Origin of the sequence: Rhodococcus sp. IEGM 1302, assembly GCF_030056935.1 — a bacterium.
Taxonomy (GTDB): domain Bacteria; phylum Actinomycetota; class Actinomycetes; order Mycobacteriales; family Mycobacteriaceae; genus Rhodococcus_F; species Rhodococcus_F qingshengii.
The window spans coordinates 294,488-316,354 of sequence record NZ_JASHKY010000002.1; the positions used below are offsets into that span (position 1 = coordinate 294,488).

Annotated in this window: 23 protein-coding genes and 1 tRNA gene; 14 read left to right on the plus strand and 10 right to left on the minus strand. The window is 62.3% G+C overall.

Going from position 1 to position 21,867, the window contains the following annotated elements:
- Positions 1-3: 3 nt before the first annotated feature.
- The 5 genes from QM609_RS06055 to QM609_RS06075 form a co-directional block, all read right to left on the minus strand.
- Positions 4-1,248: an alpha/beta hydrolase family protein gene (locus QM609_RS06055; RefSeq protein WP_047271533.1), complete on the minus strand. Its 1,245-nt coding sequence runs from the start codon at positions 1,246-1,248 to the stop codon at positions 4-6.
- Between the two features lie 79 nt (positions 1,249-1,327).
- Complete coding sequence (locus tag QM609_RS06060; protein WP_283337146.1) at positions 1,328-2,017, minus strand: DUF998 domain-containing protein; 690 nt, start codon at positions 2,015-2,017, stop codon at positions 1,328-1,330.
- A 10-nt stretch (positions 2,018-2,027) separates the two neighbouring features.
- A complete protein-coding gene (locus QM609_RS06065; protein WP_047271535.1) occupies positions 2,028-2,432 on the minus strand; it encodes a very short patch repair endonuclease in 405 nt (134 codons plus the stop codon).
- Between the two features lie 10 nt (positions 2,433-2,442).
- A complete protein-coding gene (locus tag QM609_RS06070) occupies positions 2,443-3,303 on the minus strand; it encodes a hypothetical protein (RefSeq protein WP_003943911.1) in 861 nt (286 codons plus the stop codon).
- Positions 3,300-4,445 (minus strand): DNA cytosine methyltransferase, encoded by a 1,146-nt coding sequence (locus QM609_RS06075; RefSeq protein WP_178377331.1) that lies wholly within the window; start codon positions 4,443-4,445, stop codon positions 3,300-3,302. The genes QM609_RS06070 and QM609_RS06075 overlap by 4 nt, the downstream gene beginning before the upstream one ends.
- Before the next feature lie 238 nt (positions 4,446-4,683).
- Here QM609_RS06075 and QM609_RS06080 point away from each other — a divergent pair, with 238 nt between their 5' ends.
- Positions 4,684-5,271: a putative glycolipid-binding domain-containing protein gene (locus QM609_RS06080; RefSeq protein ID WP_073512852.1), complete on the plus strand. Its 588-nt coding sequence runs from the start codon at positions 4,684-4,686 to the stop codon at positions 5,269-5,271.
- Between the two features lie 26 nt (positions 5,272-5,297).
- Here QM609_RS06080 and QM609_RS06085 read toward each other — a convergent pair whose 3' ends face one another.
- Complete coding sequence (locus QM609_RS06085; RefSeq protein ID WP_047271538.1) at positions 5,298-6,272, minus strand: prephenate dehydrogenase; 975 nt, start codon at positions 6,270-6,272, stop codon at positions 5,298-5,300.
- Between the two features lie 48 nt (positions 6,273-6,320).
- Between QM609_RS06085 and QM609_RS06090 the strand changes: the two genes are divergently transcribed.
- From QM609_RS06090 to QM609_RS06105, 4 genes are all read left to right on the plus strand, one after another.
- Positions 6,321-6,860, plus strand: a complete 540-nt coding sequence (locus tag QM609_RS06090; RefSeq protein ID WP_003943823.1) for a tRNA adenosine deaminase-associated protein — start codon at positions 6,321-6,323, stop codon at positions 6,858-6,860.
- The gene (locus tag QM609_RS06095; protein ID WP_003943976.1) at positions 6,861-7,322 is read left to right on the plus strand and encodes a nucleoside deaminase; all 462 of its coding nucleotides are present in this window, start codon (positions 6,861-6,863) and stop codon (positions 7,320-7,322) included. It begins immediately after the preceding gene.
- A gap of 138 nt (positions 7,323-7,460) precedes the next feature.
- Positions 7,461-7,652 carry a CsbD family protein gene (locus QM609_RS06100; RefSeq protein WP_003943869.1) on the plus strand — a complete coding sequence of 64 codons (192 nt, stop codon included), beginning with the start codon at positions 7,461-7,463 and terminating at the stop codon, positions 7,650-7,652.
- Positions 7,653-7,708: 56 nt separating this feature from the next.
- A tRNA-Ser gene (locus QM609_RS06105) sits at positions 7,709-7,799 on the plus strand.
- A gap of 52 nt (positions 7,800-7,851) precedes the next feature.
- Here the strand turns inward: QM609_RS06105 and QM609_RS06110 are convergent.
- Both QM609_RS06110 and QM609_RS06115 read right to left on the minus strand, forming a co-directional pair.
- Positions 7,852-9,339 (minus strand): DUF1254 domain-containing protein, encoded by a 1,488-nt coding sequence (locus QM609_RS06110; protein ID WP_238587972.1) that lies wholly within the window; start codon positions 9,337-9,339, stop codon positions 7,852-7,854.
- A gap of 98 nt (positions 9,340-9,437) precedes the next feature.
- Entirely contained in the window at positions 9,438-9,611 is a 174-nt protein-coding gene (locus tag QM609_RS06115) for a hypothetical protein (protein ID WP_167398190.1), read from the minus strand.
- Between the two features lie 246 nt (positions 9,612-9,857).
- Here QM609_RS06115 and QM609_RS06120 point away from each other — a divergent pair, with 246 nt between their 5' ends.
- From QM609_RS06120 to QM609_RS06130, 3 genes are all read left to right on the plus strand, one after another.
- Positions 9,858-10,541, plus strand: coding sequence for a YceI family protein (locus tag QM609_RS06120; RefSeq protein WP_003943876.1), 684 nt, complete (start codon positions 9,858-9,860; stop codon positions 10,539-10,541).
- Between the two features lie 123 nt (positions 10,542-10,664).
- Positions 10,665-11,015: a YidH family protein gene (locus QM609_RS06125; RefSeq protein ID WP_050655626.1), complete on the plus strand. Its 351-nt coding sequence runs from the start codon at positions 10,665-10,667 to the stop codon at positions 11,013-11,015.
- Positions 11,016-11,354: a DUF202 domain-containing protein gene (locus tag QM609_RS06130; protein WP_050655588.1), complete on the plus strand. Its 339-nt coding sequence runs from the start codon at positions 11,016-11,018 to the stop codon at positions 11,352-11,354. It begins immediately after the preceding gene.
- On the opposite strand, the gene QM609_RS06135 is transcribed toward QM609_RS06130, so the two are convergent.
- Entirely contained in the window at positions 11,320-12,261 is a 942-nt protein-coding gene (locus QM609_RS06135) for a sterol desaturase family protein (RefSeq protein ID WP_047271543.1), read from the minus strand. The two genes, QM609_RS06130 and QM609_RS06135, sit on opposite strands and share 35 nt — an antisense overlap.
- A gap of 128 nt (positions 12,262-12,389) precedes the next feature.
- Between QM609_RS06135 and QM609_RS06140 the strand changes: the two genes are divergently transcribed.
- Entirely contained in the window at positions 12,390-12,845 is a 456-nt protein-coding gene (locus QM609_RS06140) for an RrF2 family transcriptional regulator (protein ID WP_003943908.1), read from the plus strand.
- A 12-nt stretch (positions 12,846-12,857) separates the two neighbouring features.
- Here QM609_RS06140 and QM609_RS06145 read toward each other — a convergent pair whose 3' ends face one another.
- The gene (locus QM609_RS06145) at positions 12,858-13,967 is read right to left on the minus strand and encodes a GGDEF domain-containing protein (protein ID WP_020968182.1); all 1,110 of its coding nucleotides are present in this window, start codon (positions 13,965-13,967) and stop codon (positions 12,858-12,860) included.
- 250 nt (positions 13,968-14,217) lie between these two features.
- Here QM609_RS06145 and QM609_RS06150 point away from each other — a divergent pair, with 250 nt between their 5' ends.
- The 5 genes from QM609_RS06150 to QM609_RS06170 all read left to right on the plus strand — a co-directional run bounded on the left by QM609_RS06150 (position 14,218) and on the right by QM609_RS06170 (position 21,863).
- On the plus strand, positions 14,218-14,847 hold the full coding sequence (locus QM609_RS06150; protein ID WP_050655587.1) for a TetR/AcrR family transcriptional regulator: 630 nt from the start codon (positions 14,218-14,220) through the stop codon (positions 14,845-14,847).
- 71 nt (positions 14,848-14,918) lie between these two features.
- Positions 14,919-17,273 (plus strand): MMPL family transporter, encoded by a 2,355-nt coding sequence (locus tag QM609_RS06155; RefSeq protein WP_050655586.1) that lies wholly within the window; start codon positions 14,919-14,921, stop codon positions 17,271-17,273.
- 114 nt (positions 17,274-17,387) lie between these two features.
- Positions 17,388-19,121, plus strand: a complete 1,734-nt coding sequence (locus QM609_RS06160) for an ABC transporter ATP-binding protein (RefSeq protein WP_003943950.1) — start codon at positions 17,388-17,390, stop codon at positions 19,119-19,121.
- Positions 19,118-21,049: an ABC transporter ATP-binding protein gene (locus tag QM609_RS06165; protein WP_007731644.1), complete on the plus strand. Its 1,932-nt coding sequence runs from the start codon at positions 19,118-19,120 to the stop codon at positions 21,047-21,049. Before QM609_RS06160 ends, QM609_RS06165 begins: the two co-directional genes overlap by 4 nt.
- Before the next feature lie 70 nt (positions 21,050-21,119).
- On the plus strand, positions 21,120-21,863 hold the full coding sequence (locus QM609_RS06170; RefSeq protein ID WP_007731643.1) for an IclR family transcriptional regulator: 744 nt from the start codon (positions 21,120-21,122) through the stop codon (positions 21,861-21,863).
- Positions 21,864-21,867: the final 4 nt, after the last annotated feature.

A 21,867-nucleotide genomic window follows, 5' to 3' on the forward strand; every position in this document is an offset into this window, starting at 1 on the left:
GATTCAGAGATCCAACTGCTCGTCGAGCCAGTCGAACATCCGCTGATCCGTCAGACGCCTCGCCATGGGCTGGCAGTGGAAGTTCGCGCCCTCGGCAGCGGTGAAGGGAACCACCGTCGTCGGTCCGCCGGCGAGGGCGGCAAGCCGCTTGGATTGACCGGGCCAGAATTGCTCGCCTTCCGGATCGGTGATGAGCAGGGGAGTGGAGATCGAGCCGGCGACGTGTTCGAGGTGGTACTTCCGAACCTCGGCGAGAGTGTTGTAGTAGCCGGCGGCGAGGTACGGACGCGCTCGGAAACGCCAGATTCGGGCGCTGTCCTTGGAGAATTTCATTCCCAGCCCTATCGCCATGTCGCGGTCGAAGGCCTCCGACTTTCCCTCGTCGAGTAGCTTCTGCATGTTCTTGGGGATGTGGGCGAGCCACGACGCGGCCACGTCCACGACCCCCGGATCGGCGATCGCTGCCGCGATCCGATGCTCGAACGCCAACGACTGCGGCACCCAGTACCCGCCCTGACTGATCCCGTACATCGCCAGCTTCGACGCATCGACGTCCGGCCGGTCCACGAGATAGTCGACGACGGGCGTGATGACGGCTTCCCAGTCGTGACGGAACGGGATGTTGCGCTCGAAGAGCATCGACTGCTGACCGGGACCGTCGAACATCAACACGTTGTAGCCCCGCTCGAGCGCCCCGGCACCGCCGCTGCCCCACAGCCCGCTGATCGGGCCGTCGCTACCGTTCACCATGATCAACGTCGGCCGTCGCACGTCCCCGGGCGGCCGGAAGAAGTACCCGGGCAGGTAGGTGTCCTCGTAAGGGATCCGGACGCGTTCGACGGGCTGGGAGGTGGTGTCGACGAAGCGGTCCCACGCCTGTCGGTGACGTTTGAAAGTGGGGACCAGAACCGAATCGTCGCTGAGACCGTCGACTGCGTTGATCGCCACACCGAAGTACGACGCCGCCCGCAGGTACGCGTTGGACGCGCTTCGCGAATGCCCGGCCTCGGCTGCCTCATCGGCCTGCCCGAATGCCCGTGTGCCGAGGTCGAACCAGGCCTCGTACCAGCCTTCGAGGTCCTTCTCGCCGACGTGAGCGATGGCCGAGAGCACTTCGCCGGTGTCTGCCGCGCCGAAGGTGGCTTGCCCGAGAACGACTCGTAGCTCGAAGTCGAAGGATTCGTTGCGATAGAAACCAGCAGTGAACGCCTGGTGCGGATGGGCGAAGAACGACGACGCGAGAGACATGGGCACACCTTCGCTAGTTCGGGGCAGCCATTTTCAGTTGTAGTTCCAGGATCGCCCGAATCGCTTGCCGGAAAACCTGTCAGCGCGGCGACGCCGGGAGCCCGGTGGATGGCGGCCTCGACATCGCAAATGCCAGGGTGCACAACCACAACGACATTCCCAGCACCTGCGCACGTTGAGCGATACCCAGTCCGAGATTACCGCCGCCGGAGACTTCGATGCTGTTGGTCGTCAACATCCACACCGTCGCAAGGGAAGTCAGGATCAGAATGGTCAGACCCGTCGTCCGCAAAGAAGGGTGCTCGCGATACCTGAACGCTCCCACGGTGAATGCGATCATCGCGGTGAAGATCGCGAAGACCGCCACGCTGCTCGTCAACGCGTGAACATGGTGGAGCTGCGGAAGTAGACCGTCGGGTGCGCGCGACGGGCAACCCTCGCCCGAGCATTCGAGGGGGAACGACGCGTCGGCGATGGTCGCGATGCCGAACACCGCCAGCGCAATCCAGCCCGTGACGTAGAGCCTTCGCCGGGGCGTGATCAGCAGACCCAGCGCTCCGGAGATCAACATCAAGATTGCGGACAGGACATCGGCGTTACCGAAGACATCGCGGTATTTCTGGTTCTCGGCATCGAGTTCGCTGAGGAACGATGTCACCGGGTCGAGGCCGGTGTCCAGGAAGAATTCGAGAATCCACGACGAGTAGACGATTCCGCCCAGAGCCAGCGCAGCCACCAAACCCCACCGCGCAACATTGCGTTCCTTCACGAAATCGAGCTTACGGACCGAGCAGGGCTTTCTGGACGCGTTCGGCCGCTACCAGCGGATCTTCGTGCTCCCAGATGCGGATGACGGTCCAACCCTGCTCTGCCAGACGTGCATCGGTGTCGCGGTCTCGAACCACGTTGGCGGCCAACTTTTCCGTCCACCACTGCGCGTTGTTCTTGGGAAACGTCGCATGCTGCGGGCAGCTGTGCCAGAAGCATCCGTCCACGAACACCGCGACGTTGCGGCGTGGAAATACCAGATCGGCCCGTCGGCGAACACCTTTGATCGGCGCTCGGTCCACGAAGTACCGGAGTCCGCGTCGATGCAGCTCGCGTCGAAGTGCGATTTCGGGTTTGGTGTCGCGCCGACGCTGAGCGCTCATCCGAGCGCTGGTGGCAGGATCCGTCGCAGGCACCGTGGTTCCCTCAGCCGTCGGAATCTTCGCTGTCTTCGGGATCGGACCAGGTGGGCGCAAACCTGTTGCGACGCTCCACTTCACCGTGCACGACGGTCACGAAGTCGGTGAACGAGAGCGTCTGAGCTTCGGTGGGGCGTCCGTTGCGCGGCGGCGGCTCGTCGACGTCGAAGAACCGAACTGCGCCATCGGGTTCGTAGAGTCCGATGTAGACCTTCTCGAAGAGGTCGTAGCGGGTGTCCTCGGCGCCGAGATCCACCCAGGCCTTTCCCGGAACGCCGACCACCGCGCGCTTGCCTCGGCCCGAGCGCTTCGAGAGCGTCGTGACGTGGTGTGCAAAAGAGGATTTGCCGGTGTCGCTGGTCTTGGTCGGGTCGCCGTCGTCGCACGTGGCGTACGGCTCGAACATGACGGCGACCAACACGCTGTACGGCTGACGCTGATGCAGAACCATTGCCTCGCCACGCAATTCGTGGTCGTTGCGGACGATGTTCTTGGTCCACCGTCCCAGCTTGCCGCTGCGGGGACTGTAGTCCTGGAAGTTGTACGTCTTGATGGAGACGCAGAGGATCAGGCCGAGAGTGGGGTCGAGTGCCTTGACGTCCAAGCGCTTTCGGCCCTTGGCGACATCGACTGTTGCCTCCTGGCCTTCACCGGACGCCGTCGGGGTGATGTTGGGATACAGCGGACGCAGAGCGTCGGCCACCGTCTGTGCCAGTTGATTGGACAGTCGCTGGGCGTAGTTCTTCTTCTCGCCGCGATCGGCGTCGGCCGGGGGCTTGTCGCCCGCGAGTTGCAGTGCACTCCACAGTGGTTCGTGTTCCGGTTCGGAAAACAGCGTTTCAGGTTCGGGGAACAGCGAGTCCGTCATGCTGCGGCCTCGGGGTATCCGCCCATCCGCTCGAGATGGCTTTCGACGTCCTCGATGAAACCGGGGATGAACCGAAGATTACCCATGCGTGCGCGCTTGAGGAAGCCGGCGGTGGCCCGAGCCGACAGCAACCGCGTGTCTTCGAGGAAGCCGCTCAGATCCTCGTAGTCGTACTGGACCGGCCAGGTCGAGGTATGGACGCGGAAGGCCTGGCGGTTACGGCCCCAGGCCGCACTCGGCCAGGCGTCGCCCGGTTCGAGTGGCGTCTCGCCCGCGGCGTCGTATTCGATGGGATCGCTCAACCGGCCACCGACCCACGACGCCATCCGCACGCTCACGGCATTGCCGACGAGCTTCCAGCGATGGCTGTGGCGTAGGCCGGGAACCTCGACGGACGGCAGCGTCCAGTCGGGATCGAAACCCTGCAGTCGCTCGGCATCGACTAGACCGGGAGTGACGATCTCACCTGACGGCAACCGGACTGCCGGCTGACTGGGGATGCCGACGGACGAGCCGCCCTTGAGCGTCGGCACGGCATTGACGGCCCATCCGAGACCGCGAGTGCCTTCGGTCCAGTAGAAGCCGCAGGGGTAGTCCGCGGGATCGCCACCCAGGCGCTCGCCGGCGTCCTGGCCGAACAGGATTTCGCGGGGATCGTCTGTGCGCGAGGCAAGCATGATGACTCGCTGGCGACGCTGGGGGAGTCCGAAGGCGCGGGCGTCGACCACCCGGTACGCCCAGGTGTATCCGAGGTCTTCGAGGGCGTCGGTGATGTGCCGCATGGCGGCGCCCTTGCCGAGCTGGAGCATGAACGGAACGTTCTCGATCAACAGCCAGCGCGGGCCCCTCTTACGCTTGACCAGACGGAACACCTCGTCCACCAGGCCTGAGCGTGCGCCGGTGATGCCTGCCGTTTTGCCGGCCTGAGAGAGGTCCTGGCAGGGGAAACCGGCGGCCACCAATTCGATGTCACTGGGCAGCGCGCGAAGTTTGGTGACGTCACCGTGCAACGGCACGTCGGCGAAACGCGAACGGAGAACTGCCTGCGCGCCCGGATCGATTTCACACAGCAGTTCGGTGTTCCACCCATGTTCCGAGAGCCCCAACTCGAGACCACCGATACCGGCAAACAAACCCACCATGCTCCGCGACGACGTCACAGCACCCTTCCTCACGAACCGACCTAGAAGCACGGTACTCGAGAACTCCGACACCGTTTGCCAACTATTCGGTCCGCGGCGTGCTCCTTACGGAAGAACCGTTGTGAAACGCCTTACATCGAGATCTTCGGGGCCGATCGAAGTCCCTAAAAGGTCCCTGATCGAAGCAATAACCCGAACCAGCGGTGCTCCGTGCCCGTTCGTCCATTACCGTGGTCGGGTGAGCATCCAACCTTCCGGTGACGCGTCCTGGCCCGCGGTATTGACCTGGCAGGCCCACAACGCTCCTCGTATGGAGTCTGTTCGTGTGCAGCTGAACGGAAATCGCATCAAGGCTTCCGGCCGGATCATCGGTGGAGCCTGCAGTGAGCACCCGGCATTCAGCGCGTCGTACGACCTGGTCACCGACGAGGCCGGCATCACCCGCCGGTTGTCCGTGCGGACCGCCCTGGCCGCCGGTGAGCGTCAGATGTCGATCAGCCGGGACGAAGAAGGCACCTGGATGGTCGAGAACGGCGCCAGTCACCAGCGCTCTGCGTTCGATGGCGCACTCGATGTCGACGTGATCCTCAGCCCGTTCTTCAACACGCTGCCCATCCGCCGCGTCGGTCTGCAGAACGACATCGAAGACGCCGAGGTGCCGGTCGTCTACGTAAACCTTCTCGACCTGCGCGTCGAGGGTGCGACCATCACCTACAGCTCCGGCGCCGACGGAATCAGTGTGCTGTCCCCGGTGTCCAGCTCGACGTTGTCCGTCGATACCGAAGGCTTTGTCCTCGACTACCCGGGTCTGGCAACTCGTATCTAGGTTTCGTATCTCCAGGTTGCGTAGTTCTAGGTTGCGGATCGCCGGATGACGCCGCCGCGTCGACCGGCGTCCCGCATCCGGTTGATCCAGTCGGGTTCTCCGACCTGAACGTCTTCGATGTCCCACCGCTCGTGCGACTCGTACGCTCCGCGCGCAGCGAACCCCGCGTCCACCAGTCGTGCCGTCGAGCCGTTGTCGAGCAGATCGGTACGTGCACCCTGCAAAAGGTCGAGCGCCTCGTCCAGCGCGACCAGCAGGGCGTCGCGGTTGCCCTCGCACATCGCCCGCACCAGGCCAGGAGCGCTCCCGGCCACGCGAGTGCCGTCGCGAAATGATCCGGCAGCCAGCCCGAGAGCCAGTTCGCCTCCGGCAGCTCCGGTGATCGCAAGCGTTTCCGCGAGCAGGTGAGGCAGATGCGAGATTCGCGCGACTGCTCGATCGTGTTCCAGAGATTCGGCCGGCACGACGACCGAGCCGCAGTCGAGTGCAAGGTCGGCGACCTGCGACCACACGTCTGCGTCGACGCCCTCGTCGGTGGCAACGACCCACACCGCGTCGACGAACAGATCGGCATCCCCGACCGCCCAACCCGAAGCTGACGTCCCCGCCATCGGATGACCGCCCACGAACTTGGCGCTCAAGCCCGCTCGTTCGACCGCGGCCTTCACTTCACCCTTGACGCTGACGACGTCCGTGATCGGATTGTCGGGCGCATGCGCGGCGATTGCCTCCAAGGTGGCGTCGACGGCAGGCATCGGCACGGCGACCACGATGATCGCGCCGCTTTCGTTTGCTCTCTGCAGCACTGAAACCAGATCGGTGTCGGCGTCGAAACCGTCGGCTCGGGCCGCGTCGGCGGACTCGCTGGAACGGTTGTAACCCCACGCCCGGCGGCCGGATCGGACGGCGGCGCGAAGTAGCGAACCGCCGATCAATCCGAGGCCGAGAACGCAGACTGGTGGGGCGGAATCGATCGCAGACACGAGTTCAGGTTGGCACATCGATGCTCGGACTTCACTCACTGGCACCAGGCGGGCTACCGTTGCGCCATGGGTGCACAGCGCGCGGGTAACAAGAGCGCCTCTTCGAACCAGTCGGAGGAGCTTGAAGGCTTCGGTGTCGCGGTGGTCCGTGAAGAGGGGCGTTGGACGGTCAAGGCACTGACGCCCGACGCGTTGACCTCGCTCTCGGCCGCCGAAACGCAGCTGCGTGAGCTGCGAAGTTCGGGTGCCGTCTTCGGTCTTCTCGACGTCGACGACGAGTTCTTCATCGTGTTGCGTCCGGCGCCGTCGGGCACGCAGTTGCTGATTTCCGACGCGACCGCCGCCATCGACTACGACATCGCGGCCGACGTCCTCGACGCCTTGCACATCGAGATCCCCGACATCGACCCGGACGACCTCGACGATGTCGAACCCTGGGAAGAGGGCGATCTGTCCGTGCTGGCCGATCTGGGCCTGCCGGAACCCGTGCTCGCCGTCATCGCGGCCGAGACCGATCTCTATCCGGACGAGCAGTTGGGGATGATCGCGCAGCGACTCGGGTTCGCATCCGAGTTCGGCGCAGCGCTCGACAAGCTCCCGCGCTAGATGACTCTCGCTGACGATCAGCGCATGATCCGTGCGGCCATCGTGGCCGCACGTTCCGCCTCCGACGCAGACGTCCCGGTCGGGGCAGTGGTGTTCGACGCAGACGGCGTCGAAGTTGCTCGGGCCTCCAATGCCAGGGAAGCGTCGTCCGATCCGACCGCGCACGCCGAAATCCTCGCGTTGCGTGCTGCCGCAAAAACCTACGGTGACGGCTGGCGCCTGGAAGGTGCGACGCTTGCCGTGACCCTCGAGCCATGCACGATGTGTGCGGGCGCTCTGGTCCTCGCCCGGGTTTCTCGGGTCGTTTTCGGGGCGTGGGAGCCGAAAACCGGAGCCGTCGGATCATTATGGGACGTAGTTCGAGATAAAAGATTGACCTATCGGCCGCAGGTGCGCGGCGGGGTCCTCGAGGACGAATGCGCTGGGCTTTTGGAAGATTTCTTCCGCGAGCAGCGGGCCTGAATTCGGTATTCCCCATCGAGAGTGATCGCACACTCGGGTAGCCGGATCCATCAATCGAGGGCATGGTGGAGGCAGATGCCGTCAGGGCATCGGCGGATCGTCGGAAGGCGATTCGTTCGCGTTCACAGAGGAGTACTCATGGGAATCGCAGACAAGGCTCAGAACAAGGCCGAAGACCTCGGGGGCAAGGCCAAGGAAGCTGCTGGCAGCGCTACCGGTGACCGGGACCTCGAAAACGAAGGCAAGGGCGACCAGGTGAAATCGGCCGTCAAGGATGCAGGCGAGAAGGTCAAGGACGCCGCTTCCAGCATCAAGGACAAGCTCACGTAATACCGCTCCACCTGGCGATTTCAGCCACGGGCACTCCATCCGGTAAAGTCACCAACGGTGGCGTGTCCGAGCGGCCTAAGGAGCACGCCTCGAAAGCGTGTGACGGGTAACCCCCGTCCGAGGGTTCAAATCCCTCCGCCACCGCCAAAGCTCCCCACCTGTTCACGCAGGTGGGGAGCTTTTTTGTGCTTGGTGGCGCCTATAGTCCCGTTGCTCGGACGACGTCGGGGAATCGGTAGGTTTCATCGAGGACTGATTTGTCGGGGACATAGCTGCGAATGATCAGTCGAAATTCGTCGTGCGGAGCGGGTAGCCAGTTGGCACGAGCATCCGGATCGGTCGGCTCGTCGTGAGACAGGTGCAAGGTGAGCTTCCCGTCACGAAAGACGAGATCGCCCGCGTCGAGATTGACGGTGCCGAGGTTGACGCGGTTACCCGGTGCGTCGGCGAGCATAAATGCGTCCTTGTCGTACATGGTCAGAGACCAGAAGCCGCCGCGACTGCGGTCGACGGGTGGGAGTGCGTCTTCTGTGAAGGTCATGGTGTGCCGCTCGCGGCCGTGGAGCAACGCTCCGTCGTGGTCGGTACCCCGGATGAGGTAGACAGCCTCGTGAAAGTCGTTGACGTAAATGTAGATGACGGCCGCGAGCGCCCGTCCGAACCAGTCGGTGCCCCACAGGCCACTGTTGCGTTGCCGTTGCCATCCGTTGCCTGCGTCGACCCCGGTTTGGACGTAGCTCGCCGATTGATGGAGGGCGACGTCGGCGCGGAGCGCGGCGCGGTCGAGCAGCGCTCGGTACGACTTGTCCGAACGATGCAGTGCGACAAGCGTCTTGGCTTGATCAGCCATCGGGGTGTCTGCTGCGCCCATGGTCGGGTTGAAATCGAGCATTGCTGCAAGATCGGTCCAGAAAGATTCCGGCTTCACCCATTGAGGTCGACTGGCGTCGGGATCGGCCGCCAACATTTCGGCGGTGACGCCCTGAGGGTAGATCGAGTTCGCGGCGTGGGCCTCGTAGCCGAAGGACCGCGGGCCGGGGCGATCCTCGCTGAACGGGTACATGCCGATCTGGTCGAGCACCGACCGCGCCTGCTGCTTGGACGCCTCGGAACGTGCTGCGAAACTGCGAGGGAAGACACCAGCCACGTTCGTCGGTGATCGAAGCACATCGAGGAAGTCTTCCGGCAACTCGCCATCCCAATCAGGTCCGACCAGAAGGAACTTTCCGCCGGGAGTGCCTGTCGCCGAACCAAGTTGGTGAGTCACATTGGTCAGCACGTCGACGATCTGGATAGTCCAGCAATGGCCGTCGGGTACCTCGGTCGGGGTCTGTATCACTGCGGTTTCGTCGGTGAGATCGGCGAATCCTGCGCCGTAGATCGTGTCGTTGTTGGGTGAGACGACCCACCGCTGCGCCGGGCTCATGTAGTCGGTGAGGGCACCTGTGTAATTCTTGGCGGCGCCTGGCAGAAGACCGAGTTGGAGTCCGGTCTTGCCATCCATGATCTCCCACATGTTTGTACGGCCGAAGGTGTCCACAGCTGGATAGCCCCAGTAATAGACGATCCGGGCGAGGGCTTCCACGTAACTCTCAGCGGCGAGCGTTGCTGGAACTCCGGCCGATCTCGCCAGTTGAGCGTGTGCCGGCGTGAAACCTTGTGCGATTGAGTCGGTCGGGGAGTCCATGAAGTCATGGTGCCGGTGACCGTCCGCTGCATCATCACCCTTGCGGGGTGAACCGGTGAGGAAATCGAAAACCGGTTCTGTGTGCGCAATTCGAACGTTCAGTAGCGGCGGGCGATCCACTCTGCAGCGGCGGCATCGATGTCCTGCTTCAGCTTCTCGAAGAACGAAGGTGGCGGGGTGGGGATCAAATCTGCTGCGGTAGTGAGGGATCGACTGAGGGCGATCCGACGCTCGCGTAACTCGTCGTCGGTCAGGAGCGTCAGGTCCGCCATCGCGAGCTCCCTCGATCGGTGTGATTCGTGTTTCGGGCAGACCGTGCGCATCGGGATCGATGCATGATTCGATGCGCACGGCCCAGGCATTCCAGACTGGGGGCCGGAATGCACAGTCGACTTTACCAAATGATTACTAATGGCTGTAGACGCGGCTCACCCTTCGATGTTCGTGGAGCACTTTCACAGGGTTCTCCCAGGTCGTAAGTCCTGACAACTGTTGAAGCTGCAACTATCGTCGAGCCCATGAAAAAGATCTGGTGGATCGGCGGAGCAGTAGTTGTGGTCGTACTCGCCCTGCTCGTGGGGCCGTGGGCGTACGGGAAGTTCATCGCTGAAGACGATGCACCGGCGGCCGTGGTGTCCACTGAGGGCGCGGAGGCGGCGTCCGGATCGATCGACGGGCAATGGACCGTCGTCGCCGGGCAGGGGGACAACCAGACGGCAGCTGGGTACACCGTGCACGAGATTCTCAACGGATCGAGTGTGACCGTCGTCGGAACCACTGGCGAGGTGAGCGGAAACGCGGTTGTCGAGGGTGAAAAGCTCACTTCCGGCGAAGTAACGGTGCAGGTGGCAAGCATCAAGACCGACTCGGATCGGCGCGACGGCCAGTTCACAGGCAATGTGATGGATACCAGCACGTATCCGACGGCGACGTTCACGATCGACTCGCCGGTGGACTTGTCTGCTGTACCGACGGACGGAACAACGGCGACGGTCACGGTGTCAGGAACGCTGACGCTCAAGGGTCAGTCCAAGCCGGTGTCGGTCGACATGACCGTGCTGCATTCGGGTGATTCGCTGATCGCATCGGGCTCGATTCCGGTCACCTGGACCGATTTCGGAGTCGAGCCTCCGTCCCTCGGTTTCGTCACCGTCGACGGCAGCGGCTCGGTGGACTTCCTGGTCTCACTCGCCGCGAGCTGAATTACGTCCACCCGATTCGCACTGCTTCGGGGCGGGCAGGGAAGATTAAGGACATGACCTTCCTTTCTTCTTGTCCGTTCCGAAGGCAGTGTGCGATCTCTGCCCGGACGGAATGAACAGGTGATGCCCCGGTGGAGACCGTTCCGAACGGGCGAAGACCCCGATCCACGGTTCACGCTCGCCAATGAGCGGACATATCTGGCTTGGATCCGCACTGCAACGGCCTTCGTCGCGTCGGGCGTCGGACTCGAAGCGTTCGGCGGCGACATTCTCGACCCGACGGTTCGTTCCGGCTTGGCCGCGTTGTTGCTCGTCGGCGGTGCTCTGATCGCCATCACTTCCTTTGTCCACTGGATCAGCGCCGAGCGTGCACTGCGAACTGAGCGCTCGTTGCCGGTGCCGCTCATGGCGCCGGTCGTCGGCATCGTGCTGGTGATCTGCGCGACCGTCCTGGTGGTCGAGGTCGTGAACTGATTGACCGCGCTGGAACCGTCGGAAGGTGTCAAGCCTCCGGACAAGGGCTTGCAGTCCGAGCGCACATCGCTCTCGTTCGTGCGTACGAGTCTGTCGATCCTCGGCTTGTCTGCCGCCTGTCTGAGATGGTTGCCGCAGTTCGGGTCGGTGGCCCTGATCGGCCCGTCCGTCGCTGCCGTGCTCGTCGTCGCGGTGACGGTCTACGAACGTCGGTCGCGGCCCAGGCGGTTGGCCCAGTTTTCGGCCGAAAAGGCAACGCCCGCTTTGGGTATGGGAGCAACTCTCGCGGTCGCTCTGCTCCTGCTCAGTGCGACGGGGCTGTGGATTCTGCTGAAGTGACCTCGGCTTTCGGCGCCCAGCCGGGCGGGCCGAACACGTAGCCGGCTCGCTGCCGCCACGATGTCGACGCCTTCCAATCGCGAGCAATGGCAGCATATTCGCGCGTTTGGAGCTTCCAGATGTTGTACGTTCCGACCGGCGTCGTGAGTCCGTAGGTGGGGCGGTGGGTTTCGGCTGCGAAGGTTCCGAACATCCGGTCCCAGATGATGAGGATTCCGGCGTAGTTGCGGTCGAGGTACTCGGCGTCGGAGCCGTGGTGGACGCGATGGTGTGACGGCGTGTTGAAGATGAATTCGATGGGCCGCCAGAGTTTTCCGACACGTTCGGTGTGGACGAAGAACTGGTAGACGAGGCTGACGGAGAAGCCGACGAACACCATCCACGGCGGGATCCCGAGGAACGGCAACGGCAACCACATGATGATCTCACCGCTGTTGTTCCACTTCTGCCGCAGTGCGGTGCTGAAATTGAAGTACTCGCTCGAATGGTGAGCCTGGTGTGTGGCCCAGATGACTCGAACTCGGTGTGCGATGCGGTGATACGCGTAATAGAGGACGTCGATTCCGAGCAGCAGGATCACCCAGGTGTACCAGGCAGTCGGCGAGAGGTGCCACGGAGCGAGATACACCCAGATTGCGGAATAGCCGATCAGCGCCAGCACTTTCCAGAAGGTGCTCGTTGCGATCGACACGAGTCCGAGTAGAACGCTGGTTCTGGCGTCGGCGCTTCGGTAGCCGCCCTGTGCCGGCCGTGCGCGTCCGTCGGCGTCGTCGGGATGATCTTCGAGCGCACGGGCCGCGAACCATTCGATTGCGAGGAAGATGACAAACGCGGGGATTGCGAGCGTAACGGGATCATGGAGCGGTTCGAGCAGTGACTTCCATGATTCGAGAAGGGTTTCCCACACGCGATTTGTCCTGTCCTCTAGCTCTGATCGTTACATCATGCATCAAAATGTAACGTCAGGGAACCCTTTGCGGCGAAGAACTCGCAGGTTTGTTGCGACTATTCATAGAACGATGGTAGGAATTGCCGGTGCATATCACCGCGAAGGTGGACTACGCCGTGCGGACTCTGGTCGAGCTCGCGGCAGTTGGTCCTGACCCGGCCAAGGCCGAGTTTCTCGCCAAATCCCAGGTAATACCCCACAAGTTCCTGGAAGCGGTGCTCTCGGACCTGCGGCGCGGCGGCTTGGTCAACAGCCGTCGAGGCCCGGACGGGGGATACTGGCTCGCTCGGTCCGCGGACGAGATCACGATTGCCGACGTCATACGAGCTGTCGAGGGACCGCTGGCTTCGATTCGGGGTCAGCGACCGGAAGACGTCGACTACGGGGGACCGGCAACGCCCCTCAAGGAGGTGTGGATTGCAGTGCGAGTCAACCTCCGTGCTGTGCTCGAAAATGTCACACTCACCGATGTTGCAGGTGGAGAGTTGCCCGAGTTCATTCACGAACTGACGGCAGATCCCGAGGCGTGGAATCGGCGCTGATACAGCCCGGTTTCAGTGTGCCCGTCGACGCGGAACTGCCATAGGAGCAGTGTTCGCGGTGTTGCCTCCCGCGGATTTTGCGTCGTACATCAGATGATCGGCCGCAACGATTGCTCGGGAGAACTCGTTGTAGTCGAACTCTTCCTGATGTGGGATGAAAGGTAGCGTCGCTGCGCCGACGCTGACCGTGGCCAGGGGGTCGTCGGAGGCGTTCACCACGGCTTTGGGGAGCGTCGCGATTCGTTTGCGAAGTCCGTACGGAGTACCGATCATCACAACGGTGAACTCCTCGCCGCCGGTGCGCGCGGCGTAACCGAAACCGTTCACATGCGCCTGCAGGCGCGTTCCGGTCCGGATGATGACGGCGTCACCGACTTCGTGGCCGAACGTGTCGTTCACCGCCTTGAACTTGTCGATGTCGACGACGGCAACAGCAATGTCGGCACGATTTGCCGACGCGACCGACCAGATGCGCTCCGACATGTCCCACAGTCCTCGTCGGTTCAACAGGCCGGTAAGCGCATCCACTTTGGATCCCGTTGCGCGCGCGAGTAATTGCCGCCAAGTGAACTGAATCGTGGCCGGAATGAAGATCACGGCACACAGGACGACGTCCGTGCGTGCGATCACGCTGGTTGTCGAGTAGTCGCCGTTCGTCAGGCCGAGCACCGTCAGGGCGATGACAAATGTCGTGGCAAAGGCGAGATGGAAGGCCAACCAGCGGTAATCGAGAAAATAGGTGAAGTAGGCGCCGGTGGCGACAAAGAGTGCCGCGCCGAAGAGGGCGGCGTTATGGCTGGTGAAGGTGATGAGAACCGAGGCAGTTCCGAGATCCGCCCACAGTCCGTAGAGCTTGAGCATGCGTGAACCTCTGATTCGGCCGACAAACCAGAGAATCGTAGGGATCAGGTTGACGGCCGCAATGCCGACGAGCCAACTGCGCGCAAACGGTCCGTCCGGGCCCTCTCCGCTGAGGAGAAACAGGAACGCCACGATCGAGAAATTGAGTGAGCAGAACCCGATGGTGAGACGGACGAGACGTAGTACGGAGCCTCGTCCGGACTTCGATCCCCACAGCATCACCGTGGACGAAACCGGCCAGGTGTGCAGGAGCGGGTCCATCAGATTCCTTCGCCGAGCAAATTACGGTTAATTCACCGCAAAGTATGTCAGGCCATGTTGATTCACGCGTCAACTTGGCAGGGGGCGTCAGGCGGTGGAGTTGCTCGCAACTCTCTCTGTCGCGCTGTTCAGGCATTTGCCGTGCGTGAGTGTGAGGTACGCCTCGAGTTTCCGTGCCGTGTGTTCGATCGCACAATATTGCAGACCTCTGCAAAGTTGCAGAGCTCTGCAAGTTCGGTACCGTGTTGGGGTGATCATCGAACAAGGCCTTCGTGACCGCAAGAAGGCAGCAACCCGTGCCGCACTCAGCGGCGCGGCAGCACGGCTCGCTCGTGCGCTGGGGATCGAATGCGTCACCGCTGACGCAATCGCCTCCGAGGCCGGAGTGTCGACGAGGACGTTCCACAACTACTTCTCCAGCAAGGAGGAGGCAGTGCTCGCCAGTTTCGAGGAATCGGTGACTTTGTGGATCGAGGCGCTTGCGTCACGGCCCGCGGACGAACCAATTCTCGACGTCCTCGAAGAACTTGTGGTCGAAATCGTGAACGACTCAGGTCCGAGTGGGAGTGAGAAGGCAAGTATCTGGCTGCTGTCGGATTCGAGTCCCGCGCTCTACCGGGATGCCGCAGACATGCATCAGCGGATCAACCGTGCAGTAGTTCAGGCATTGGCGGAACGCACCGGTACCGACGCCGAGAAGGACCTGTACCCGACGCTCCTCCTGGGAGCGGTGGGCGGAGCCGCTAAATCGGTGATCGACGTCTGGACTGGCGGAAAGTCGGAGGCTTCCAGTCCGGAAGAGTTGGTTCACGACGCTTTTCGGCAGATTCGTGCCGGGTTGCCCGCGCCGCCGCCTGTCCCTGAGATGTCGCGTCCCTGAGATGCCTCGTCTCTGAGCCCCACACGTAATACCTGTCCACGTACACGCACCGAAACAGCAAGGAGCCCGTCGTGGCCACCTATCTTTATCGGATCGGCAAGTTCGCCTACCGGCGAAAAGGCGCGGTCCTCAGCGTTTGGCTGATAATCCTGGTCCTGATGGGCGTCGGGGCAGCGACTCTGTCCGGCCCCACCAAGGATTCGTTCTCCATTCCGGGAACCCCGGCGCAGCAGGCGCAAGACCTGATGGCGGAGCGTTTTCCCGACGCGCCCAATCCTATGGATTCGCTGAGCGCGCGATACGTAGTGCAAGCTCCGGCAGGCACGACGCTGGCCGATCCGGCGAACGTCAAGGCCATGGACGACATGCTCGCGAGTATTCGTGGCATCGACAAGGTCGCCGACTCTGCCAAGGTGGACCCGGCGACTGCCACTTCGGAACAGGCCGCGAAGGCGTTGGTCAATCCGGTTACCGGCAACGACTCCATGGTTGCGATGTTCAAGGAAAAGGCTGCTGCGGCTGGAACTTCCGAGACACAGGCCGTGGACGACGCGCGTGCGTTGTCGCCGCTCAGTGCCGACGGCACAGTCGGGTACGTCGAGGTTCCGTTCAGCGGCGACTTCGCCGATCTCGATCAGGCATTGCGTGATTCGATCAACTCCGCAGCCGATGTCGGTCGGGCCGAGGGACTCAACGTCCAGGTCAGTGGTTCTGCTGCTCAGGAAGCGGAGATGCCCGGTGGTGTCACCGAGCTGATCGGTATCGCCGTTGCCGCTGTCGTTCTGGCCATCACGTTCGGTTCGCTTGTGGCCGCGGGGCTTCCGCTCCTCACCGCGATCATCGGTATCGCTATCGGCAGCCTCGGAATCACGGTTGCCACCGGATTCATGGATCTCAGTTCGATGACTCCGACGTTGGCGATCATGATCGGTCTGGCCGTGGCGATCGACTACTCGCTGTTCATCATGTCCAGGTTCAGGCATGAGCTCACCCTTACCGACAACCGTGCCGAAGCAGCAGGTCGCGCCGTCGGAACCGCCGGTTCCGCAGTGGTATTCGCTGGTTTGACGGTCATCATCGCGCTGGTTGCATTGCGCGTCGTCGGCATCCCGTTCCTCTCCGATATGGGTGCGGCAGCGGCCTTTACCGTGCTGATCGCGGTTCTGATCGCCTTGACCTTGCTGCCTGCGATCCTGGGTATGTTCGGACGCAAGGCTTTTGCCGGCAAGATTCCCTTCCTCAGCAAGCGCGCTGAGGAGTCCGAAGACGAAGATTCGGGCAAGCCGAAGTTGGCTCTGCGCTTCATCAGTGCCGTCGTCCGTCGTCCGCTCGTGCCGCTGATCGGTGGAGTAGTGCTTCTGGGCGCATTGGCTCTGCCCGCAACGGGATTGAGCCTGGCACTGCCGTCGGAGGCCACCGGTGACCCGGCGACCAGTGCGCGTCAGGCATACGACCTGATCGACGAGGGCTTCGGTGACGGTCGCAACGGACCGCTTATCGCCGTTGTCGACGCGAAGGGGGCCAGCGTTCCCGCCGGGGAGGCCTTTGCGGAGGTCGTCTCGACCATCTCGGGCTTCGATGACGTCCAGAACGCACAGGTCGTCGGGGTCAACGAGGCCGGCGACACCGCGCAGGTACTGATCACTCCGAAGAGTGGTCCGACCGACCCCGCCACGATGGATCTGGTGTCCAGCCTTCGTGGAGCCGAAGGCGGACTCAACGATTCGATCGGCGTCAGCTACGGCATCACCGGTCAGACCGCACTCGAAGGCGACGTCTCGGACACGCTGAAGGATGCATTGGTGCCCTACCTGGCCGTCGTCGTCGGCCTTGCATTCATCTTGTTGCTCTTGGTGTTCCGTTCGATCCTGGTTCCGCTGACGGCGACGCTCGGCTTCCTGCTCAGCGTGCTCGCGACATTCGGTGCGACGGTGGCGATCTTCCAGCACGGTTGGTTGGGCATCATCTCGAACCCGCAACCACTCGTGAGTTTCATGCCGATCTTCCTGATCGGTGTGGTGTTCGGACTCGCGATGGACTACCAGGTGTTCCTCGTGACGCGTATGCGTGAGGAGTACGTCCACGGCGCGAGCGCGAAGGAGGCCGTGACCATCGGCTTCAACCATGGCGCCCGGGTCGTCAGTGCGGCCGCGGTCATCATGATCTCCGTGTTCGGTGCCTTCATCGCGGAACCGAACTCGTTCATCAAGTCGATCGGCTTCGCGCTTGCCGCGGCGGTGTTCTTCGACGCCTTCATCGTGCGCATGGTGATCATCCCGTCCGTCATGGCACTGCTCGGCGACAAGGCGTGGTGGCTGCCGAAGTGGCTGGACAAGATTCTGCCGAACGTCGACATCGAGGGTGAGAAGCTCAGCAAGGCCCTCCGTGAAGAAAAGGAAGCGGAGCTTCAGTCCGCATCTGCTTGATCTCTGCTGTGCGCCTTTATTAACCCCCCGCGGTTAATAAAGGCGCACAGCAGTTTTTGTGTATCGAAATATCCAGCGGCACATGTCGGCCAGGATTGGTAACCTTCGCTCACTATGCTGATCAGGCTGCTGCGCACTTATCTGACGCCGTACCGGGGTGAACTCACGGGCGTTGTCGTCCTGCAGTTTATTTCGACTATGGCGGCCCTTTACCTTCCGAGTCTCAACGCCGACATCATCGACAACGGCGTGACGAAAGGCGACACCGGCTACATCCTCTCCACCGGCGGGATGATGCTGATGGTCACGCTCACGCAGATCCTGTGCTCGGTGGGTGCCGTCTTCTTCGGTGCGCGAGTCGCCATGGGCGTCGGACGCGATCTCCGGGCTTCGGTGCTGCATCAGGTCGGGACGTTTTCGGCCCGAGAGGTCGGGCACTTCGGTGCGCCTTCGCTGATCACCCGCAACACCAACGACGTCCAGCAAGTGCAGATGATGGTCGTGATGAGTTGCACCATCCTCGTCATGGCGCCGATCATGTGCGTCGGCGGCATCATCATGGCTCTGCGTCAGGACCTGAATCTGTCCTGGATCCTGGGGATCAGCGTCCCGCTTCTCGTAGTCTCGATGGGTTTCCTGATTGCCCGGATGGTCCCCGGATTCAGGGTCATGCAGGGCCGCCTCGACGCCGTCAACCGTGTTCTTCGCGAACAGATCACGGGCATCCGTGTCGTCCGAGCGTTTGTACGGGAACCGTACGAGGTAGAGCGTTTCGGCGATGCCAACCGTGAGCTGACGGAGACTGCACTCGGCGTCGGCCGCCTCATGGCACTGATGTTCCCGCTCGTGATGCTGATCAGCAATGTCACCAGCGTCGCGGTCATCTGGTTCGGTGGCCATCAGATCAACGAGGGCTCGATGCAGATCGGCTCGCTCACCGCGATGCTCAGCTACATCATGCAGATCCTGATGGCCGTCATGATGGCCACTTTCATGGCGGTGATGCTGCCGCGTGCGTCGGTGTGCGCCGAACGTATCTCCGAAGTACTCGACACGGATTCGTCGGTGATCCCGCCCGAGAATCCTGTCCGAGAACTGAAGGACCCGGGAGTCGTCGAACTTCGTGGAGCTCAGTTCCAGTTCCCCGGAGCCGAGGAGCCAGTGTTGCGCGACATCACCTTCCGCGCCGAACCAGGCAAGACGACGGCGATCATCGGCGGCACCGGTTCGGGAAAGACCACTCTGCTCAACCTGATTCCGCGGTTGATCGACTCCACCTCCGGATCGGTATCGGTGGGCGGCGTCGACGTCCGCGACATCGACACGGAGCTGCTCTGTTCGGTGATCGGTCTGGTCCCGCAGAAGCCGTATCTGTTCTCCGGCACTGTCGCCACCAATCTCCGCTACGGAAACCCCGAAGCTACCGACGAATGGCTGTGGGAGTGCCTCGAGATCGCCCAAGCCGCCGACTTCGTCCGCGCCATGCCCGAAGGCCTGGACACACCGGTGGCACAAGGCGGTACGACGGTATCGGGCGGTCAGCGTCAGCGACTCGCCATCGCGAGAGCGTTGGTGCGTAAGCCGCAGATCTATCTGTTCGACGATTCCTTCTCGGCACTCGACCTCACTACTGATGCGAGGCTGCGTGCGGCGCTGCGGCCGGTCACGCAAGACGCCTGCATCGTCGTTGTCGCGCAGCGTATTTCCACCATCGTGGAAGCCGATCAGATCATCGTGCTCGACGACGGCGCCATCGTGGGGATCGGCACGCACGACGAACTCGTGGTCAGTTGTCCCACCTACGGCGAAATCGTCGCCTCTCAGCTAGCCGTACAGGACGCATCATGAGTAATCGGCCGACTTCCTCGCCTCCCATCGGCCCGCCCGGCGGCGGCGATCCCACAAAGAAGGCCATGAACTTCGGCCCTTCGCTCAAACGTCTCCTCGGTCGCTTGAGCCCCGACAAGCCGATCGTCGTCCTGATCTTCGCTTTGGTGACCGCAAGCGTCGTACTTTCCTCGATCGCTCCGAAGATCCTGGGAAACGCCACCAACCTGATCTTCGACGGCATCGTCAGCAAGCAACTCCAGCCGGGCACTACAAAGGAACAGGCTGTCGAGGGATTGCGTGCCTCGGGGCAAGGTCAGCTCGCGGACATGGTGTCCGGCATGGCCGTTGTGCCCGGAACCGGAATCGATTTCGACGCCGTCGGCAAGGTCTTGATGATCGTGCTGCTGCTGTTCGTCTGTGCGTCGCTGTTCAGTTGGTTGCAGGCGTATCTGCTCAACATCGTGGTGCAGCGGACCGTTCGCCGGTTGCGTGAGGATGTCGAGCAGAAGATTCACCGACTTCCCTTGCGGTACTTCGATACCCATGCCCGCGGTGATGTTCTCTCGCGTGTGACCAATGACATCGACAACGTCGCGCAGAGCTTGCAGCAGACGCTCAGCCAGTTGGTCATGTCGGTGATGACCGTCCTGGGCATTCTGGTGATGATGCTGTGGATCTCACCGTTGCTCGCCTTGATCGCGGTGGCAACTGTTCCGCTGTCGATCATGGTCACAGCGTTCATCGCGAAGCGTTCACAGAAGCACTTCGTGGCGCAGTGGAAGAGCACCGGCGGAATCAACGCACAGGTCGAGGAAGCGTTCAGCGGCCACGAGTTGGTCAAGGTGTTCGGCCGCCAGCAGGAGGTCGAGGAGCGCTTCCGCAAGCAGAACGAGGATCTGTACGAGTCCAGCTTCAAGGCGCAGTTCATTTCCGGTCTGGTCATGCCGGCCGTGATGTTCCTGGGCAACCTCAACTACGTCGCCATCGCAGTGGTGGGTGGCATGCGCGTCGCATCCGGAACGATGACGCTCGGCGATGTGCAAGCGTTCATCCAGTACTCGCGGCAGTTCACCCAGCCGCTCACGCAGATAGCGTCGATGACCAATCTGCTGCAGTCCGGCGTCGCTTCGGCCGAGCGGGTCTTCGCGCTGCTCGACCAAGACGAGCAGTCGGAGGACCCGAAGAGCGCGAAGTCGCCCACGGTCGACAAGGGTCGCGTCAAGTTCGAGAACGTCACCTTCAGTTACAAGCCGGAACAGCCGCTGATCGAGGACCTGTCCCTGACTGCCGAGCCGGGCCAGATGGTTGCGATCGTCGGACCCACCGGCGCAGGCAAGACCACCCTCGTCAACCTCATCCTGCGGTTCTACGAACTCAATTCGGGCCGAATCACTTTGGACGGCATCGACATCGCCGACATGACGCGAGACGATCTGCGCTCACGGATCGGCATGGTTCTGCAGGACGCATGGCTGTTCGGTGGAACCATCCGCGAGAACATCGCCTACGGCAAGCCAGGTGCCACCGACGAGGAGATTCGTCGTGCGGCCGAGATGAGCTACGTCGACAAGTTCGTGCACTCTCTGCCTGAGGGTTACGACACGGTCATCGACGAGGAAGGCAGCAACGTCAGTGCGGGCGAGAAGCAGCTCATCACTATCGCCCGCGCCTTCATCTCGCAGCCGTCCATCCTGATCCTCGACGAGGCGACCAGTTCGGTGGACACGCGCACCGAACTGCTGGTCCAGAGCGCCACCGCGGTTCTGCGCAACGACCGAACCAGCTTTGTCATCGCGCACCGTCTTTCGACAATTCGTGATGCGAACCTGATCGTGGTGATGGAGGAAGGCCGGATCGTGGAGCAGGGGAGCCATGAGGCTCTGCTCGAATCCCGCGGCGCGTATTTCCGTCTGTACAACAGCCAATTCGTGGGCGCGGAGATCTGATGCCTCAGTAGACTGGAGCAGACTTGGTCCGCTGGGTGGACCACATTCTGTGTACTGGAGGCGCTCGGCGATGCATTCGTTGCTGGGGAAAGCGCGCCTGATACTCGATTCCTTCGATGCGGATTCGGGTGCGCTGTCGCTGACCGAACTTGCGAATCGGAGTGGTGTTGCGAAGGCGACGGTGCATCGAATAGCCGGTGAACTGGTGTCTCTTGGTCTACTGGAACGGGTCGGAACCAAGTACAGGTTGGGGTTACGGCTCTTCGAACTGGGGCAGTTGGTTCCTCGTCAACGTATTCTGCGCGAGGTGTCCTTGACGTATGTGCAGGATCTTCACGCGGCGACCCGGGAGACGGTTCACCTCGCGATTCGCGACGGCCTCGATGTTCTGTACATCGACAAGATCTCCGGTCATCACGGGGTGGACCTGCCGTCGCGGGTGGCTGGCCGGCTGCCGATGTATGCCACGGCAACCGGCAAAGCGATACTCGCGTACTCACCGGATTCCGTTTTTCGAGCGGTGACAGGCAACGGATTTGTCGAGTTCACCGATCGGACGGTGAACTCGGAAGACGGGTTACGTAGGCAACTCGACGCTGTTCGTTCGCAGCAGTTGGCGGTCGAGACCGAAGAGGTTCGCCTGGGAACATCGAGTATCGCTGCCCCGATCTTCGGTGGACTTGGTGAAGCAGTTGCCGCGATCGGTGTGTCGAGTCCGCGGTATCGAATGGACACCGAGCGTTTTGCCGAACCGTTGCGCGCGGCGGCCGAAGGGATCAGCCGGAAGGTATCGGTTCTCGAACGCTCGGCATAACCGT

What these genes read in the sequence shown, in the direction of transcription:
- QM609_RS06160 (WP_003943950.1), top strand. Translation starts at nt 17,388, where the DNA reads ATGCTGATCAGGCTGCTGCGCACTTATCTGACGCCGTACCGGGGTGAA.
- QM609_RS06070 (WP_003943911.1), bottom strand. Translation starts at nt 3,303, where the DNA reads ATGACGGACTCGCTGTTCCCCGAACCTGAAACGCTGTTTTCCGAACCG.
- QM609_RS06085 (WP_047271538.1), bottom strand. Translation starts at nt 6,272, where the DNA reads ATGTGCCAACCTGAACTCGTGTCTGCGATCGATTCCGCCCCACCAGTC.
- QM609_RS06165 (WP_007731644.1), top strand. Translation starts at nt 19,118, where the DNA reads ATGAGTAATCGGCCGACTTCCTCGCCTCCCATCGGCCCGCCCGGCGGC.
- QM609_RS06075 (WP_178377331.1), bottom strand. Translation starts at nt 4,445, where the DNA reads ATGGTGGGTTTGTTTGCCGGTATCGGTGGTCTCGAGTTGGGGCTCTCG.
- QM609_RS06090 (WP_003943823.1), top strand. Translation starts at nt 6,321, where the DNA reads ATGGGTGCACAGCGCGCGGGTAACAAGAGCGCCTCTTCGAACCAGTCG.
- QM609_RS06110 (WP_238587972.1), bottom strand. Translation starts at nt 9,339, where the DNA reads ATGGACTCCCCGACCGACTCAATCGCACAAGGTTTCACGCCGGCACAC.
- QM609_RS06125 (WP_050655626.1), top strand. Translation starts at nt 10,665, where the DNA reads ATGCCCCGGTGGAGACCGTTCCGAACGGGCGAAGACCCCGATCCACGG.
- QM609_RS06100 (WP_003943869.1), top strand. Translation starts at nt 7,461, where the DNA reads ATGGGAATCGCAGACAAGGCTCAGAACAAGGCCGAAGACCTCGGGGGC.
- QM609_RS06145 (WP_020968182.1), bottom strand. Translation starts at nt 13,967, where the DNA reads ATGGACCCGCTCCTGCACACCTGGCCGGTTTCGTCCACGGTGATGCTG.
- QM609_RS06115 (WP_167398190.1), bottom strand. Translation starts at nt 9,611, where the DNA reads ATGGCGGACCTGACGCTCCTGACCGACGACGAGTTACGCGAGCGTCGG.
- QM609_RS06120 (WP_003943876.1), top strand. Translation starts at nt 9,858, where the DNA reads ATGAAAAAGATCTGGTGGATCGGCGGAGCAGTAGTTGTGGTCGTACTC.
- QM609_RS06170 (WP_007731643.1), top strand. Translation starts at nt 21,120, where the DNA reads ATGCATTCGTTGCTGGGGAAAGCGCGCCTGATACTCGATTCCTTCGAT.
- QM609_RS06095 (WP_003943976.1), top strand. Translation starts at nt 6,861, where the DNA reads ATGACTCTCGCTGACGATCAGCGCATGATCCGTGCGGCCATCGTGGCC.
- QM609_RS06055 (WP_047271533.1), bottom strand. Translation starts at nt 1,248, where the DNA reads ATGTCTCTCGCGTCGTCGTTCTTCGCCCATCCGCACCAGGCGTTCACT.